We start from the raw sequence: 13,530 nt of genomic DNA on the forward strand, positions 1-13,530 counted from the left end.
TCCATGGTACGTCGCCCGGGCACCCCGTCCCGCATCGGGCGGGCGGCCGTCAGATCATCCGCAGGTCGGCGCCCTGCCGGCCCGTCAGCGCGCGTCGCGGCCGGTCAGCGCGCGTCGCGGCCGGTCAGCGCGCGTCGCGGCCGGTCAGCGCGCGTCGCGGCCGGTCAGCGCGAGGAGGCGGACCTGCAGCGGCGCGTCCTCACCGACGGGCACGGGCGAGGCGAACAGGCCGCTCGCCTCGAGGGTGTCGCGCTGCGGCTCGAAGACGGTCCAGGTCGCGCGGACCAGGTCGTCGTCGATGCGCTCGTCGGCGCCGATGGCGCGCGCGAGGTCCCAACCGTGGATCACGACGTCGGACAGCTGCTCGCGCAGGTACTCGCGCGTGGGGACGCGGTCGGTCGACAGCGCGACCGGGCGCTCGGGATCGGCGTCGCGCCAGGCGGCGAGCGCCTCGCGGGAGTAGCGGCCCCACTCGGCGACGAGGTCGTCGTCGAGCCGGCGGATCAGCGCCTGCCCGGTCTCGGCCGTGTGACCGGCGAGGAGGAGCGGCACCCACTGCTGCTCCTCGATCACGTGGGCGACGAGCTCGCGGACGTCCCACTCGACGTCGGGGGTGGGCGCCGACCAGTCGGTGACGGCGCGGAGGCGGTCGCCGAAGCCGTCGTGCGCGCGGCGGATGAGGTCGGTCCAGTCGTGCTCGGTGTCCATGGTCGCGCTCCCGTCGGTGGTGTCCCGGGGGAACGTCCGGGGCGGTCGCGCGCATTCCCGGAGCCGGTCCGGGGAGCGGGGCGGTGCCGCCGCACGGCGCGGTCGCGCCGGCACGGATCAGCCCGGCACGGATCAGGCCGGCGCGGATCAGGCTGGCGGCACCCGCGCGGCGGAGAACTGGTGGCGGGGCGCCCGCAGCGCGCGGAAGGGATCCGTCCCCGCGAGCCCCTGCAGCCCCGGCGCGAGGACCCCGAGGACGCCGACCACAGCGACCAGCACGACGACCAGCCGCGGCCACCCGGAGGCGACCGTGTGCGTGACCGCCATGGGCTCGAGCAGGTTCACGCCCACGAGGAAGACCGTCGCCGAGACCGCGAGCGACATGGCCGCGCCGTCCGCGATGCCGACGACCGCCAGCACGACGAGCACCCACAGGCCGTACCAGGGGTAGACGACGGGCGACATCGCGACGATGCACGCGAACGCGAGCGCCAGCCGGGCCTCGCCGGAGAGCGTCCGGGTGGTGAGGATGCACCACGCCGCGCCGGCGAAGCCGATGAGGATGCCCGCGGTCTTGATCCCGCCCTCCACCGCTTCGCCGGGGCCGCCGAGCACGTCCACGAGCGGACCGATCGCGCCCGCCGCGAGGCCGAACGGCATGAACCAGGACACGACCGACACGGGGCTCGAGAGGGCCGAGATCCAGCCGAGGCCGACACCGAGCAGCTCCCCGCCGAGGGCGAGGAGCCCCATCGCGACGATGCCCGACGCGGTCCAGGCGGCCCAGACGCGCGGGTCGCGCGTGGGCGCGCGGAGGCCGACGACGGCGCCCGCGGATCCGTCCACGGCGACGCCGGCGGGCGCGCGGTCGTCGACGCGGCGCGCCCGCATCTCCGCGTGCACGATCGCGACGACGGGCAGCGCGACGAGGGCGATGGGCTTCACGGCCACGGCCGCGGTCACCAGCAGCACCGCCAGCACGGGCCGCGAGTCGATGGCCGCCAGGAGGCCGGCGACGAGGAGGCCCATCATGAGCGCGTCGTTGTGCGCGGCGATCACGAAGTTGAAGCTCACGAGCGGGCTCGCCGCGAGGAACCAGAGCGCCCGCACGGGGTCGATGCGGCGCCGGCGGGCGATCCGGTAGCCGCACCACACCATCAGCACGACGCCCGCGACCGACACGAGACGCGCGGCCACCACGGCCCACTCGATGCCGATGGCCGTGTCGATCGCGCCGAGCGCCCGCTCCACGACGAGGTACAGCGGCCCGTACGGCGCCGGGTTGTGCGCCCAGAGCGGGTCGACGCCCGTCGAGCGCCAGTCGGCGAGCACCGCGGGACCGTGCTCGTAGGGCGAGAGCCCGGCCCCGAGCACCCGGCCCTGCGCGATGTAGGAGTACACGTCGCGGCTGAACAGCGGGAGGCTGAGGAGCAGGGGCGCCGTCCAGAGGGCGGAGAGGCCGATGATCGCGCGGATCGCCCGGTTGCCCAGTCGCGGGAGGAGCGCTCCGAGGAGGAGCCATGCGGCGATCGTGAGGATGCCCCCGACGACCACCGCGACCGACGCTATCCCGGTCGCCGTCGGCGACACCCGCAGGCTGCCGAGCACGGCCAGGTGCGAGAGGCGGGACTCCGTGGGCGCGTGGCCGACGATGAAGGACGACACCGCGAGCGTGAGGGCGCCGCCGAAGCCGACGAGCCCGGGCAGCACCAGCGGGTGCCGCCCGAGGGCGTCGGGATCACGCGGGGTCCGCGATGCGGGTCGGTCCACGGCGGCGCGGGAGTGCGCGGGCACGACGAGGGGTCCCGTCCGGTCCGGGTCAGCGGCGCGCGGCGCGCGACACGGCCCAGACCACGCCGCCGATCACCACGACCGCGCCCACGCCGACGGCCACGAGCAGCAGCGGGTCCTCGTCCGCCGTGCGGCGGATCCGGCGACGCAGGTCGGCGATGCCGTCCTTCGCGCGGCGCCGCACGTTCAGCTTCGACTCCAGCGCGTCGAGCGTGGCGGCGATCTCCTCGCGGGTGTGCTGGATGTCGAGCTTCAGCTCCGCGCGCGAGCGCGGGCCGACGGGGCGGGGGCGATCAGTGCTCATACTTGCCGGTCCCCTTCACCGCGTCGACGTCCTCCTTGAGGCTGTCCACGGTCTCCTCGGGCGTCGGCGGGACGCCCTTCTTGAGCCACCGGATGCCGAGCAGCGCGAGCACCACCGTGATCAGGAGGAAGACGCCCGCGACGATGAGCGCGGAGAGCCACGGCGAGAAGGCCTCGGACAGGCCGAGGATCGCGGCGGCGACGAGCACCAGGAACGCGATGAACGCGAAGAAGAGCGCCACGACGAGGAAGCCGGCGCCGATCCCCGCGTGCTTGAGCTTGGAGACGAGCTCGTTCTTGAACGACTCGATCTCGTCCTTGACCAGCTGGACGATGAGGGTCGGCAGGTCGGCGACGAGCCGGACGAGCGAGCGCTTGCTCTTCGGATTGAGATCCTGATCCGTCATGCGGGGTTCCCTCCTGGGGATGGGCGGGCGGGTCAGCGGGAGGTGCCGGAGCCGTTCGGCTCGGGCGAGGCGGGGTCCATGGTCGGGTACGTCGTGGTGGAGGCGCTGGACGGCGTGGATCCGGTCGAGGAGTCCTTCTTGCCGCCCGTGACGGTGCCGACGACCTTCTTGGCGCCGCCGACGACCGCGTGCGCGACGTCGGGGGTGTGGTCCTTCACGAAGCCGGCCGCGTTGTCGACCTGGCGCTGGACCTTCGGGTCGTCCCAGACCTTCTTGGCGTTCGTGCGGATCTGCTCGTAGCGCTTGCGTCCGGCGCGGGCACCGAGGACGTAGCCGACACCGGCTCCGGCGACGAAGAGAAGCTTGCCTTTCATGGGAGATCTCCGATCGTTGAGGGGGCACGTGGGGCGCACGTCCGTTCAGCGTATCCCTCCGGCGCACCCGCGTGGTCGGGGGCGGCCGGGCGGGCGCTGCCCGGCCAGGGGGCCGGCGCGGATCGCATCAGCGGCCGAGGACGCGGTCGGCGGCGGCCGACGCGTCGGCGACGACGGAGGCGAGGCCCGTGCCCGCGACGGCGGATCCGGTGATCTCGAGGCCCGGGTGCTCGGCCGCCTCGTCGCGCACCGCCTGCACGCGCTCGCGGTGCCCGGAGGCGGCGAACGGGAGGGCGTTGGTCCAGCGCACGCGGGCGGATCCGGTGGCCCGGCCCGCGAGATCCGTCCCGAGCAGGGCCGACGCGTCGCGCACCGCGATCGCCGTGAGCTCGTCGTCCGGGACGCCCGCGGTGTCGTCCTGGCCGCCCGCGCGCCCGTAGGAGAGGCGGAGCACATGGCGGTCGCCCGCCAGCTCCTTCAGCCACGGCCACTTGGCGGTCGCGTGCGTGAGGGCCTTCGCGCGGACGTCGGGCACGTCGGCGGAGACCAGCACGCCCGTGCCGCGCGGGGCGGCGTCGAGCTCCGGCGCGCGGACGACGAGCGTGACGAGCTCGACGGAGGACGGCTCGGGCCAGCCCTCGGTGACGGCGCGCGGCGCGAGGCCGGAGAAGAGGCGGATGAGGCCGGCCGCCGGGATCGCGAGGACCACCGCGGCCGCGTCGATGCCGCGGCCGTCCGCGAGCTCGACGTGCCAGTCGTCGTACGCGGCGGCGCCCTCGTGCGACCGGTGCCGGTGCACCGACCCCGCGGCGAGGGAGGTGCGCACGTCGACGCCGAGGCGCTCGAGGTCGGCGACGAGCGCGTCGACCAGGAGGTGGACGCCGCCCACGATGCCGCTCACGGCGGATCCCGCGGGCGAGGCGGCGCGCATGGACGCGACCGCGCGCCCGAGCGACCCGTGCTCGGCCAGGCCGGCGCGCAGGCCCGGGGCCACGGAGTCGGCGTCGACCTCGTCGGGGTGGGCGCTGTGCACGCCGGAGACGATGGGGGCGACGAGCCGGTCGACGACGCGGTCGCCCATGCGGGCGCGCACGAGGCCGCCGAGCGTGCGCTCCTTCGCGCCGACGGAGGCCGGGAGCACGAGGTCGGCCTTGGCGCGGGCGACGCCGAGGCGTCCGATGGCGGTGGCGATGGTGCTGTCGAACGGATGCGCGGGGATCCCGAGCAGGCCCGTCCGCGGGAGCTGGATGGCGCGCTCGGCGAGCTGCACCCACGCGCCGTCCGGGTTCGGCTGCACGATGCGGTCGGCGAGGCCCAGCTCGCCGAGGTACGCGGCGACCGTGCCGCGGCGGGTGGCGAAGCTCTCCGCGCCGCTGTCGAGGCGGAGGCCGTCGACCACGTGGGATCCGACGGTGCCGCCGAGCGCGGGCGACGCCTCCACGAGGATCACGCGCTTCCCGGCCAGGGCGCAGGCGCGGGCCGCGATGAGGCCACCCACCCCGCCGCCGACCACGACGACGTCGGTCGGGTCGACCTCGCCGGCCGCCTGCCGCGGGTCGCTAGCCACGGACCAGGTCCACGATGCGCGTGAGCACGGTCGGGTCGGTCTCGGGCGGCACGCCGTGCCCGAGGTTGAGGATGTGCGCGGGCGCCGCCTTCCCGCGCTCGAGCACGTCGCGGACGTGCGCCTCGAGGACGGGCCAGGGCGCGGCCAGCAGCGCCGGGTCGACGTTGCCCTGCACGGGGACGGATCCGCCCAGGCGGCGCGACGCCTCGTCGAGCGGGATGCGCCAGTCGACGCCCACCGCGTCGACGCCCACGTCGCGCATCGCGCCGAGGAGCTCGCCCGTGCCGACGCCGAAGTGGACGAGCGGGACGGTGCGCCCGTCGGCCGCCGTGATGGTGCGCACGTGGTCGAGCGCGAGCGCGGACGCCGGGGCGACGCGCTGCGTGTAGTCGGCTAGCGAGAGGCCGCCGGCCCAGGAGTCGAAGAGCTGCGCGGCGGAGGCCCCCGCCATGACCTGCGCGCGCAGGAAGACGCCCGTGATCTCGGCGCACCAGCGCATGAGCGCGTCCCAGGCGTCGGGATCCGCGTGCATGAGGCCGCGCGCCGCGATGTGGTCCTTGCTCGGCCCGCCCTCCACCAGGTAGGCGGCGAGGGTGAAGGGCGCGCCCGCGAAGCCGATGAGCGGGGTGTCGCCGAGCTCCGCGACCGTCCGCGCGACGGCCTGGCGGATGGGCTCGAGCGCCGCCGGGTCGAGCGCCGGCAGCGCGGCCACGTCGGCGGCGGTGCGGACGGGCTTCTCGAGCACCGGGCCGCGGCCCGCGACGATGTCGACGCCGACGCCCGCGAGCTTGAGGGGGATGACGATGTCGCTGAAGAAGATGCCCGCGTCCACGTGGTGTCGGCGGACGGGCTGCAGCGTGATCTCGCTCGCCATCTCCGGGTCGAGGCACGCGTCGAGCATGCGGGTGCCGACGCGCAGCTCCCGGTACTCGGGCAGCGAGCGGCCGGCCTGGCGCATGAACCACACGGGTGCGCGGTCCCCGCGACGGCCGCGGTACGCCTCCACGAGCAGCGACGACGCGGTGCGGGTGTTGAGCGGGTGCTCCGCGGGGAGCGGGAGGGCGGCGGATGCGGGCGCGGGGGCGGAGGATGCGGGCGTGATCACGGAGGAGATCATCGCATCCCCCGCCTGCGCGCCCGCTCGACTGGGGACGCGGCAGGAGGACGGGACGGCTGCGGGCGGCCGACGGCCGGGTCCGGCGGCGGCGAGGCAGGGCACCCTCACCGGCCCCGACCACACGGCCGGGAGGTTTACCATGGACTGTGCTCATATGTCTGACGGCGAGTCATCACAACGCCAGCTTCGAGGTCCTCGAGAAGCTGTCCGTGGCCGCACCCTCCGTCGCCGGCACGCTCATGGAGCAGAACGACTTCATCGCGGGGGCCGTGGTCCTCGCCACCTGCAACCGCTTCGAGGCCTACCTCGACGTGGAGGAGCCCCTCACCGCCGCCCGCGCGCTGGCCGTCGAGGCCACGGTCGACGTGGTCAGCGGCGCCAGCGGCATCGACCGCGACGACGTCCGCGGCAGCGTCGACGTGAAGTGCGGGGACGCGGTGGCCGAGCATCTGTTCGCCGTGTCCTCCGGGCTCGAGTCCGTCGTCGTCGGCGAGGGCGAGATCGCCGGCCAGGTGCGCCGCGCGCTCGAGGGCGCGCGCACGGGCGGCACCACGAGCACCGGCCTCGAGCGGCTCTTCCAGACCGCGTCCAACACGTCGCGCGGCGTCAAGACCCGCACGGGCCTGCAGAGCGCCGGGCGCTCCATGGTCCGCCTCGCGCTCGACCTCGCCGAGAGCCGCATCGCCGACTGGTCGGCCACGCGCGTCCTCCTCGTCGGAACGGGCGCCTACGCGGGCGCGAGCCTCGCGGCGCTCCGCGACCGCGGCGTCGTCGACGTGCACGTCTACTCCCCCTCGGGCCGCGCGCAGAAGTTCGCCGGCCCCCACGGCATCCCCGCGGTCGAGGGGCGCGACCTGCTCCGCGTGCTCGCCGCCTCCGACATCGTCGTCACCTGCAGCACGGCGCCCAAGTCCGTGCTCGCCGCGCACCACCTGCAGGCCGCGGCCGCCGTGTCCGGCGACGGACGCCGTCGCCTCGTCATCGACCTCGGGCTGCCGCGCAACGTGGATCCGGACGTCGTCACGGTCGACGGCGTCGAGCTGCTCGACCTCGAGACCATCAGCCTCCACGCCCCGCTCCGCGACCTCACCGCCACGGACGACGCGCGCGAGATCGTGAGCACGGCCGCCGCCGAGTTCCGCGCCGCGAGCGCCGAGGACGAGGTGGCCCCCGCGGTCGTCGCGCTCCGCACCCACATCTTCGACGTCCTCGAGGGCGAGCTGGAGCGCGTCCGCAAGCGCGGCGACTCGTCCGAGGCCACCGAGAAGGCGCTCCGCCACCTCGTGAGCGTCCTCGTGCACCAGCCGTCCGTCCGGGCCCGCGAGCTCGCGCGGCAGGGCGAGGGGGCCCGCGTGGTCGACGCCGTGCAGGCGCTCTTCGGTCTCGACGTGGAGATGCCCGCCGCGGTGTCCTCCCCCGTCGCCGTCGCGCTGCCCCGCACCGGTGAGGCGGGCTCGGCGTCGTGAGGCCCCGCGTCCTCCGCGGCCCGCGCCTCGACGCGCCGCTCCGGATGACGGATCCCGTGCGCACCGAGCGCCTCGTGCTCCGGCCCTACACGGCCGACGACCTCGACGACTTCGCCGACATCCAGCGCCGCCCCGAGGTGGTCGAGTACATGTTCTGGCCGCTCCGCGACCGCGCCGCCTCGAAGCGGCACCTCGCCGACCGCCGCCGCAAGACCCGGCTCGAGCAGGGCCACGACTTCCTCGGTCTCGCCGTGGAGCTGCCCGACGAGCCGAGCCTCGCCCCGCGGGCGGGCACCGGCCGCGTCATCGGCGACGTGTCCCTCCTCCTCCGCAACGTCCCGTCGCGGCAGTTCGAGGTGGGCTGGGTGATGAACCCGGACTTCGCCGGCCACGGCTACGCCACGGAGGCCAGCCGCGCCCTCATCGACATCGCCTTCCGGCGCGCCGGCGCCCACCGTGTCGTGGCGCAGCTCGACTCCCGCAACTCGTCCTCCGCGCGTATGGCCGAGCGCCTCGGCATGCGCCTCGAGGGGCGCTTCCGCGAGGAGCACCTCGTCAAGGGCGAGTGGGTCGACAGCCTCTACTACGCCGTGCTGGCCGACGAGTGGGCGGCCATGCCGCCGGCACCCTGACCCGGAGCCGCACCGTGCACGGAGACCTGCCCGCGATCGACCCCGTCGACGTGCGCGGCCCGATCCGCACGTCCCGCCTCGTCCTCCGCCCGTTCGCGCCCGACGACCTCGTGGCCGTCGACGGGTACGCGACCGCCCCGGGGGCACGGGCGCACCTCGCCGGTCCCCCGGCGGGCGCGCGACCCGACGCGGCGCGCCTGCTCGCCGATCGCCTGGCGTGGACGCGGCTGGCCGCGGTCGGCGACCGGTTGGCCCTGGCCGTCGAGCTGCCGGCCCAGGGCCCGCGGCCCGCGCATGTGGTCGGCGAGGCGCACGTGCGGCTGCGCGAGCCCGCCGCCCGCCAGGCCGAGCTGGGCGTCGTCCTGCACGAGGACGTGCGCGGCGCCGGCATCGCGGGAGAGGCGGCCGACCGGGTCCTCGAGCTCCTGTTCGAGGAGGTGGGCGTGCACCGCGTCACCGCCCGGGTGGACGCGCGGGACGCGGCCGCCCTCGCGCTGGCCACGCGCCTCGGCATGCGCCGGGAGGCCCTGCTCGTGCACGACCGATGGGCCGAGGGCGCGTGGGCCGATACCGTGGTCGTCGCCCTGCTCGACGTCGAGTGGGCGGCTCGCACGAGCCTCGACGGACTGTAGGAGGACCGCGTGACCTCGACCCCCGACCCGGCCCGCGGGCCCGTCATCCCCGTCCTGGACGACGACGACGATGACGACCTCGACGAGCTCGACGACCTCGACCGGACGGACGGCTCCGGCGCCCGCGGATCCGACGGGCCGCTCGGCGCGCCGCGGGAACGGCCGCTGCGGGTGGCCGCGCTGGCCCTCATCCGCGACCGGCGGGTGCTCATGGTGCGCGTCACGGGCCAGGACGTGCTCTACCTGCCCGGCGGCAAGATCGAGCCGGGCGAGGGCGCACGGCAGGCGCTGATGCGCGAGGCCGCCGAGGAGGTCGGGCTCGACATCGACCCGGCGACCGTCGAGGACCTCTTCACCGTCCTCGCCGACGCCCACGGCGTGCACGCCGGACGGCTCGTGAGCATGACCGTCTACCGGGCCGAGCCGCGGGACCGGTCGCAGCAGCCCGTCGCCTCCGGCGAGATCGCCGAGGTCGAGCTCGTCGGATCCGCCGACGCCGACCGCTGCCCGCCCGCCGGACAGGAGGCCCTGGAGCGCCTGGTGGCGCTCCGGCTCATCGACTGAGCGGCGCGTCCCCGTCGGCGGAGGGGCCGCCCGCGTCCGCGGCGTCCGCGGAGCCGGGCGCCACCGGGTCCTCCCCCGCGGACGGCGCCGCCAGCTCGGCCGCGCGCGTGGCGCGCACCTTCCGCCGCTGGTCCACGAACGCGAGCACGGCCGCGACCGTGGCGATGCCGCCCGCGACGAGCGTGCCGGTGACCTCGCCGACCCCGTCCACCTTCATGGCGGCCACGAGGATCGCGACCGTGAAGCCGGCGATGACGACGCCGACCGCGAGGATCAGCCAGGAGAGGAGGCCCTTCGCGCGCGCGTCGGGGGTGCGGGTGGCCATGCGCCCATCCTCCCACGCGGGTGCCGGGCCGTCCGGGAGCGCAGGTCGCGGGCACGCCCGGGCGAGGGCGGCCCTCCGGCCCGAGCGTCCGGTGTGAGCCGGGTGACGCCCGCGCCCGACCGGCGTAGCGTCGGAGACGTCACATCCACCGAACGAAGGAGCGCCCATGAGTGCGGACGACAAGGCCCAGAACACCGGCGAGAAGCTCGCGGGGAAGGCCGAGGAGGCCTTCGGGAAGCTGACCGGCGACGACAGCAAGGTCGCCGAAGGCGAAGCGAAGCAGGCCGGGGCAAGCGCCAAGCAGGCCGGCGAGAACGTGAAGGACGTCTTCAAGAAGTAGGACCTTCGGAGGGACGTCCCTCCTGAGAGGCGAGGGGCCGGATGCCGAGCATCCGGCCCCTCGTCATGTCCGGGCGCGGGAGGCGCCGCGGATCAGGTGCCCGGATCGGTGTCGGCCAGCGTCCGGAGCGCGCGGCGGTCCGGCTTCCCGGACGGGAGCGTCGGCAGCTCCTCGACGCCGCGGACGGACGACGACCCGGCGACGCGGCCGAGGCGCGCGGCCAGCTCGCGGCGCACGCGATCGGCGAGCCCGGGATCCACCCCGCCGGGCACGAACACCACGGGACGCTGGCCCCACCCCGCGTGCTCGCCGGGCACCGCGACGGCCTCGCCGAGGCGCGCGTCCCATCCGGCGAGCGACCGCACCGCCTCCTCCACCGCGGCGAGCCGGAGCTTCTCGCCGCCGGAGATCACGACGTCGTCGAGTCTGCCGCTGATGCGCAGCACGCCGTCGACGAGCTCGCCGCCGTCGCCCGTGCGGTACCAGCGGCGGCCGTCGTGCTCCCCGAACGCCGCATCCGTCGCGGCCGGGTCGCCGAGGTAGCCCTCCGCGAGCATCGGGCCCGCGAGCTCCACCTGCCCGTCGACCACGGCGACCTCGGCCGTCGCGACGGGCACGCCGTCGTAGACGCAGCCGCCCGCGGTCTCGCTCGACCCGTAGGTGCGGACCACGCGCCAGCCGAGCGCAGCGGCACGGTCGACGAGCTGCGCCGGCGTGGCCTGGCCGCCCACGAGGATCGCGTCGAGGCGGCCGACGCCGTCGCGGATCCGGCGCGCGTCGTCCCCCGCGGGCGCGGCCTCCGCGGCGTCCACCAGCCGGTGCAGCTGCGTGGGCACGAGCGACGTGAAGCGGGCGACGCGCGCGTCGAGACCCGCGGCGGCGTCCGCGAACGCGTGCGGGTCGAACCGCCCGGGCGGCAGGACGACCGGCGCCGTCCCCGCGGCGATGGACCGCACGAGCACCTGGAGGCCGGCGATGTAGTGGGTGGGCAGCGCGAGGATCCACCGCCCCGGCGCCCCGAGCGCGGTCTGCGACGCGGCGGCGCTCGCCAGCAGCGCGTCCGCGGAGAGCGCCACGCGCTTGGGACGCGAGGTCGTGCCGGACGTCTCGACCACGAGCGCGACGCGGCGCTCCACCTCGACGGGCGGCGGCGGATCCCCGGCGGCCGCGGCCGCGTCGACCGGCCGCGCGAGCAGCGCCGGCCCGTCGCCCGCGAGGGCCGCCCGGAGGAGCGGCACCACGTCCGCGCCGGATGCCGTCAGCCGCTCCAGCCGCCTCACGGCACCAGGCCCGCGCGGATCAGAACTGCCACGGGAACGGCGACCAGTCGGGCGCGCGCTTCTCGAGGAAGGAGTCGCGGCCCTCGACGGCCTCGTCCGTGCCGTAGGCGAGGCGCGTGGCTTCGCCCGCGAAGACCTGCTGCCCGACCATGCCGTCGTCGACCGCGTTGAAGGCGAACTTGAGCATGCGGATCGCGGTGGGCGACTTGCCGAGGATGGTCTCGGCCCAGTCGAGCGCCGTCGTCTCGAGCTCGGCGTGCGGCACGACGCGGTTCACGGCGCCCATCTCGTACATGCGCTGGGCGCTGTGCTCCTCGGCGAGGAAGAACACCTCGCGCGCGGCCTTCTGGCCCACCTGGCGGGCGAAGTACGCGGATCCGTACCCGCCGTCGAACGAGCCGACGTCGGCATCGGTCTGCTTGAAGCGGCCGTGCTCGGCCGACGCGATGGTGAGGTCGCACACGACGTGCAGCGAGTGCCCGCCGCCGGCCGCCCAGCCGGGCACGACCGCGATGACGACCTTGGGCATGAAGCGGATGAGCCGCTGCACCTCGAGGATGTGCAGGCGTCCGGCGCGGGCGGGATCCACGCCCTCCGCGGTCTCGCCCTCGCCGTACTTGTAGCCGTCGCGCCCGCGGATCCGCTGGTCACCGCCGCTGCAGAACGCCCAGCCGCCGTCCTTCGGGCTCGGGCCGTTGCCGGTGAGGAGCACGACGCCGATGCGCGGATCCTGACGGGCGTCGTCGAGCGCCTGGTACAGCTCGTCGACGGTCCGCGGGCGGAAGGCGTTCCGCACCTCCGGCCGGTCGAACGCGATGCGCGCGATCCGCCCGGTGAGGTCGTGGTGGTACGTGATGTCGGTGAAGCCCTCCGCGAGGGGCACGTCGCGCCAGCGGGTGGGATCGAGGATGTCGGAGACCTGCTTCACCATGACGCCCAGCCTAGGCGCCGGGTGCCCGGCCGTCCGCGGCCGGGCACCGGTCGCCGGGCGCCGCGGGTGCGAGGCTGGACCCATGCTCCCCGCCCTGGACGATCTCCTCGCCACCGCCCGCGTCGTCGCCCTCCCCCTCCGCACGCGCTTCCGCGGCCTCGACGTCCGCGAGGCCGTCCTGATCGAGGGCCCGCACGGCTGGACCGAGTTCTCGCCGTTCGTCGAGTACGACGACGCCGAGGCCGCCGCCTGGCTGGAGGCCGCGATCGACTTCGGCTGGACCGAGCCGCCCGCGGCGCTCCGCGACCACGTGCTCGTGAACGCGACGATCCCGGCGATCCCGGCCGAGGGCGTGGCCGGGGTGCTCGCGCGGTTCCCCGGCTGCCGCACCGCCAAGGTCAAGGTCGCCGAACGCGGCACGACGCTGGCGGACGACGTGGCGCGGGTCACCGAGGTGCGCCGCCTGCTGGGGCCGGAGGGCCGCGTGCGCATCGACGCGAACGCGGCCTGGAACGTGGACGAAGCCGAGCACGCGGTGCACGCCCTCGCCGAGCACGACCTCGAGTACGTGGAGCAGCCGTGCGCGACGGTCGAGGAGCTGGCCGAGCTGCGCGAGCGGATCCGTCACCTCGGTGTGCCCGTGGCCGCCGACGAGAGCGTGCGCAAGGCCGACGACCCGCTGCGGGTGGCGCGCGCCGGCGCCGCCGACCTGCTCGTGATCAAGGCGCAGCCGCTCGGCGGGATCCACCGGGCGCTCCGCATCACGCAGGACGCGGGCCTGCCGGTCGTGGTGTCCAGCGCGTTGGACACGAGCATCGGCATCTCGATGGCCGCGCACCTCGCGGCCGCGATCCCCGAGCTGCCCCACGACTGCGGCCTCGGCACGGTATCGCTCTTCGTCGAGGACGTGGTGGCGGAGCCGCTCGTGCCGGTCGACGGCCGGATCCTGGTGCGCCGCGTGACGCCGGACGCACGGCTCCTCGACGCCCACGCCGCGGACGCGGACCGCCGGCAGTGGTGGCTCGACCGGATCCGCCGCACGCACGCCGTGCTCGCGACGCGCGCCTGAGCCGGCTGAGCGGCCCGGCGCCGC

The 13,530-nt window shown here is 75.7% G+C and carries 16 protein-coding genes; 6 read left to right on the forward strand and 10 right to left on the reverse strand.

Translation table 11 applies throughout. The features are described 5' to 3' along the window. Positions 1–144 precede the first annotated feature (144 nt). The 7 genes from PED38_RS05395 to hemE all read right to left on the reverse strand — a co-directional run bounded on the left by PED38_RS05395 (position 145) and on the right by hemE (position 6,267). On the reverse strand, positions 145–708 hold the full coding sequence (locus PED38_RS05395) for a TIGR03086 family metal-binding protein (protein ID WP_063072414.1): 564 nt from the start codon (positions 706–708) through the stop codon (positions 145–147). 147 nt (positions 709–855) lie between these two features. Next, the gene (mptB, locus tag PED38_RS05400) at positions 856–2,478 is read right to left on the reverse strand and encodes a polyprenol phosphomannose-dependent alpha 1,6 mannosyltransferase MptB (protein ID WP_270980222.1); all 1,623 of its coding nucleotides are present in this window, start codon (positions 2,476–2,478) and stop codon (positions 856–858) included. 49 nt (positions 2,479–2,527) lie between these two features. After that, positions 2,528–2,803, reverse strand: a complete 276-nt coding sequence (locus PED38_RS05405) for a DUF3618 domain-containing protein (protein ID WP_063072415.1) — start codon at positions 2,801–2,803, stop codon at positions 2,528–2,530. Continuing rightward, positions 2,793–3,209: a phage holin family protein gene (locus PED38_RS05410; RefSeq protein WP_063072416.1), complete on the reverse strand. Its 417-nt coding sequence runs from the start codon at positions 3,207–3,209 to the stop codon at positions 2,793–2,795. The genes PED38_RS05405 and PED38_RS05410 overlap by 11 nt, the downstream gene beginning before the upstream one ends. A 32-nt stretch (positions 3,210–3,241) precedes the next feature. Beyond that, a complete protein-coding gene (locus tag PED38_RS05415; RefSeq protein ID WP_063072417.1) occupies positions 3,242–3,583 on the reverse strand; it encodes a hypothetical protein in 342 nt (113 codons plus the stop codon). A 127-nt stretch (positions 3,584–3,710) separates the two neighbouring features. Beyond that, on the reverse strand, positions 3,711–5,150 hold the full coding sequence (gene hemG, locus PED38_RS05420; protein ID WP_270980225.1) for a protoporphyrinogen oxidase: 1,440 nt from the start codon (positions 5,148–5,150) through the stop codon (positions 3,711–3,713). Continuing rightward, positions 5,143–6,267: a uroporphyrinogen decarboxylase gene (hemE, locus tag PED38_RS05425; protein WP_270980226.1), complete on the reverse strand. Its 1,125-nt coding sequence runs from the start codon at positions 6,265–6,267 to the stop codon at positions 5,143–5,145. The genes hemG and hemE overlap by 8 nt, the downstream gene beginning before the upstream one ends. Before the next feature lie 146 nt (positions 6,268–6,413). On the opposite strand from hemE, the gene PED38_RS05430 reads away from it, so the two are divergent. The 4 genes from PED38_RS05430 to PED38_RS05445 are packed head-to-tail and all read left to right on the forward strand — an operon-like array spanning position 6,414 to position 9,561. Next, on the forward strand, positions 6,414–7,733 hold the full coding sequence (locus PED38_RS05430) for a glutamyl-tRNA reductase (RefSeq protein ID WP_270980228.1): 1,320 nt from the start codon (positions 6,414–6,416) through the stop codon (positions 7,731–7,733). Beyond that, positions 7,730–8,365: a GNAT family N-acetyltransferase gene (locus PED38_RS05435; RefSeq protein WP_270980230.1), complete on the forward strand. Its 636-nt coding sequence runs from the start codon at positions 7,730–7,732 to the stop codon at positions 8,363–8,365. The genes PED38_RS05430 and PED38_RS05435 overlap by 4 nt, the downstream gene beginning before the upstream one ends. 14 nt (positions 8,366–8,379) lie before the next feature. Next, a complete protein-coding gene (locus tag PED38_RS05440; protein ID WP_270980231.1) occupies positions 8,380–8,997 on the forward strand; it encodes a GNAT family N-acetyltransferase in 618 nt (205 codons plus the stop codon). A 9-nt stretch (positions 8,998–9,006) separates the two neighbouring features. Then, positions 9,007–9,561, forward strand: a complete 555-nt coding sequence (locus PED38_RS05445) for an NUDIX hydrolase (protein WP_270980232.1) — start codon at positions 9,007–9,009, stop codon at positions 9,559–9,561. On the opposite strand, the gene PED38_RS05450 is transcribed toward PED38_RS05445, so the two are convergent. Then, positions 9,551–9,886 carry a hypothetical protein gene (locus PED38_RS05450; RefSeq protein WP_063072421.1) on the reverse strand — a complete coding sequence of 112 codons (336 nt, stop codon included), beginning with the start codon at positions 9,884–9,886 and terminating at the stop codon, positions 9,551–9,553. The two genes, PED38_RS05445 and PED38_RS05450, sit on opposite strands and share 11 nt — an antisense overlap. A gap of 166 nt (positions 9,887–10,052) precedes the next feature. On the opposite strand from PED38_RS05450, the gene PED38_RS05455 reads away from it, so the two are divergent. Then, positions 10,053–10,226 (forward strand): CsbD family protein, encoded by a 174-nt coding sequence (locus tag PED38_RS05455; protein WP_015489305.1) that lies wholly within the window; start codon positions 10,053–10,055, stop codon positions 10,224–10,226. 92 nt (positions 10,227–10,318) lie between these two features. On the opposite strand, the gene PED38_RS05460 is transcribed toward PED38_RS05455, so the two are convergent. Both PED38_RS05460 and PED38_RS05465 read right to left on the reverse strand, forming a co-directional pair. Then, a complete protein-coding gene (locus tag PED38_RS05460) occupies positions 10,319–11,506 on the reverse strand; it encodes an AMP-binding protein (protein ID WP_270980238.1) in 1,188 nt (395 codons plus the stop codon). Positions 11,507–11,525: 19 nt separating this feature from the next. After that, complete coding sequence (locus PED38_RS05465; RefSeq protein ID WP_063072422.1) at positions 11,526–12,437, reverse strand: 1,4-dihydroxy-2-naphthoyl-CoA synthase; 912 nt, start codon at positions 12,435–12,437, stop codon at positions 11,526–11,528. 82 nt (positions 12,438–12,519) lie between these two features. Between PED38_RS05465 and PED38_RS05470 the strand changes: the two genes are divergently transcribed. Further along, positions 12,520–13,506, forward strand: coding sequence for an o-succinylbenzoate synthase (locus PED38_RS05470; protein WP_270980240.1), 987 nt, complete (start codon positions 12,520–12,522; stop codon positions 13,504–13,506). Positions 13,507–13,530: the final 24 nt, after the last annotated feature.

The organism is Clavibacter sp. CT19, from assembly GCF_027858075.1.
GTDB classification, from domain to species: Bacteria; Actinomycetota; Actinomycetes; order Actinomycetales; family Microbacteriaceae; genus Clavibacter; species Clavibacter tessellarius_A.

What these genes read in the sequence shown, in the direction of transcription:
- PED38_RS05395 (WP_063072414.1), bottom strand. Translation starts at nt 708, where the DNA reads ATGGACACCGAGCACGACTGGACCGACCTCATCCGCCGCGCGCACGAC.
- PED38_RS05405 (WP_063072415.1), bottom strand. Translation starts at nt 2,803, where the DNA reads ATGAGCACTGATCGCCCCCGCCCCGTCGGCCCGCGCTCGCGCGCGGAG.
- PED38_RS05410 (WP_063072416.1), bottom strand. Translation starts at nt 3,209, where the DNA reads ATGACGGATCAGGATCTCAATCCGAAGAGCAAGCGCTCGCTCGTCCGG.
- PED38_RS05415 (WP_063072417.1), bottom strand. Translation starts at nt 3,583, where the DNA reads ATGAAAGGCAAGCTTCTCTTCGTCGCCGGAGCCGGTGTCGGCTACGTC.
- hemE (WP_270980226.1), bottom strand. Translation starts at nt 6,267, where the DNA reads ATGATCTCCTCCGTGATCACGCCCGCATCCTCCGCCCCCGCGCCCGCA.
- PED38_RS05450 (WP_063072421.1), bottom strand. Translation starts at nt 9,886, where the DNA reads ATGGCCACCCGCACCCCCGACGCGCGCGCGAAGGGCCTCCTCTCCTGG.
- PED38_RS05455 (WP_015489305.1), top strand. Translation starts at nt 10,053, where the DNA reads ATGAGTGCGGACGACAAGGCCCAGAACACCGGCGAGAAGCTCGCGGGG.
- PED38_RS05465 (WP_063072422.1), bottom strand. Translation starts at nt 12,437, where the DNA reads ATGGTGAAGCAGGTCTCCGACATCCTCGATCCCACCCGCTGGCGCGAC.
- PED38_RS05470 (WP_270980240.1), top strand. Translation starts at nt 12,520, where the DNA reads ATGCTCCCCGCCCTGGACGATCTCCTCGCCACCGCCCGCGTCGTCGCC.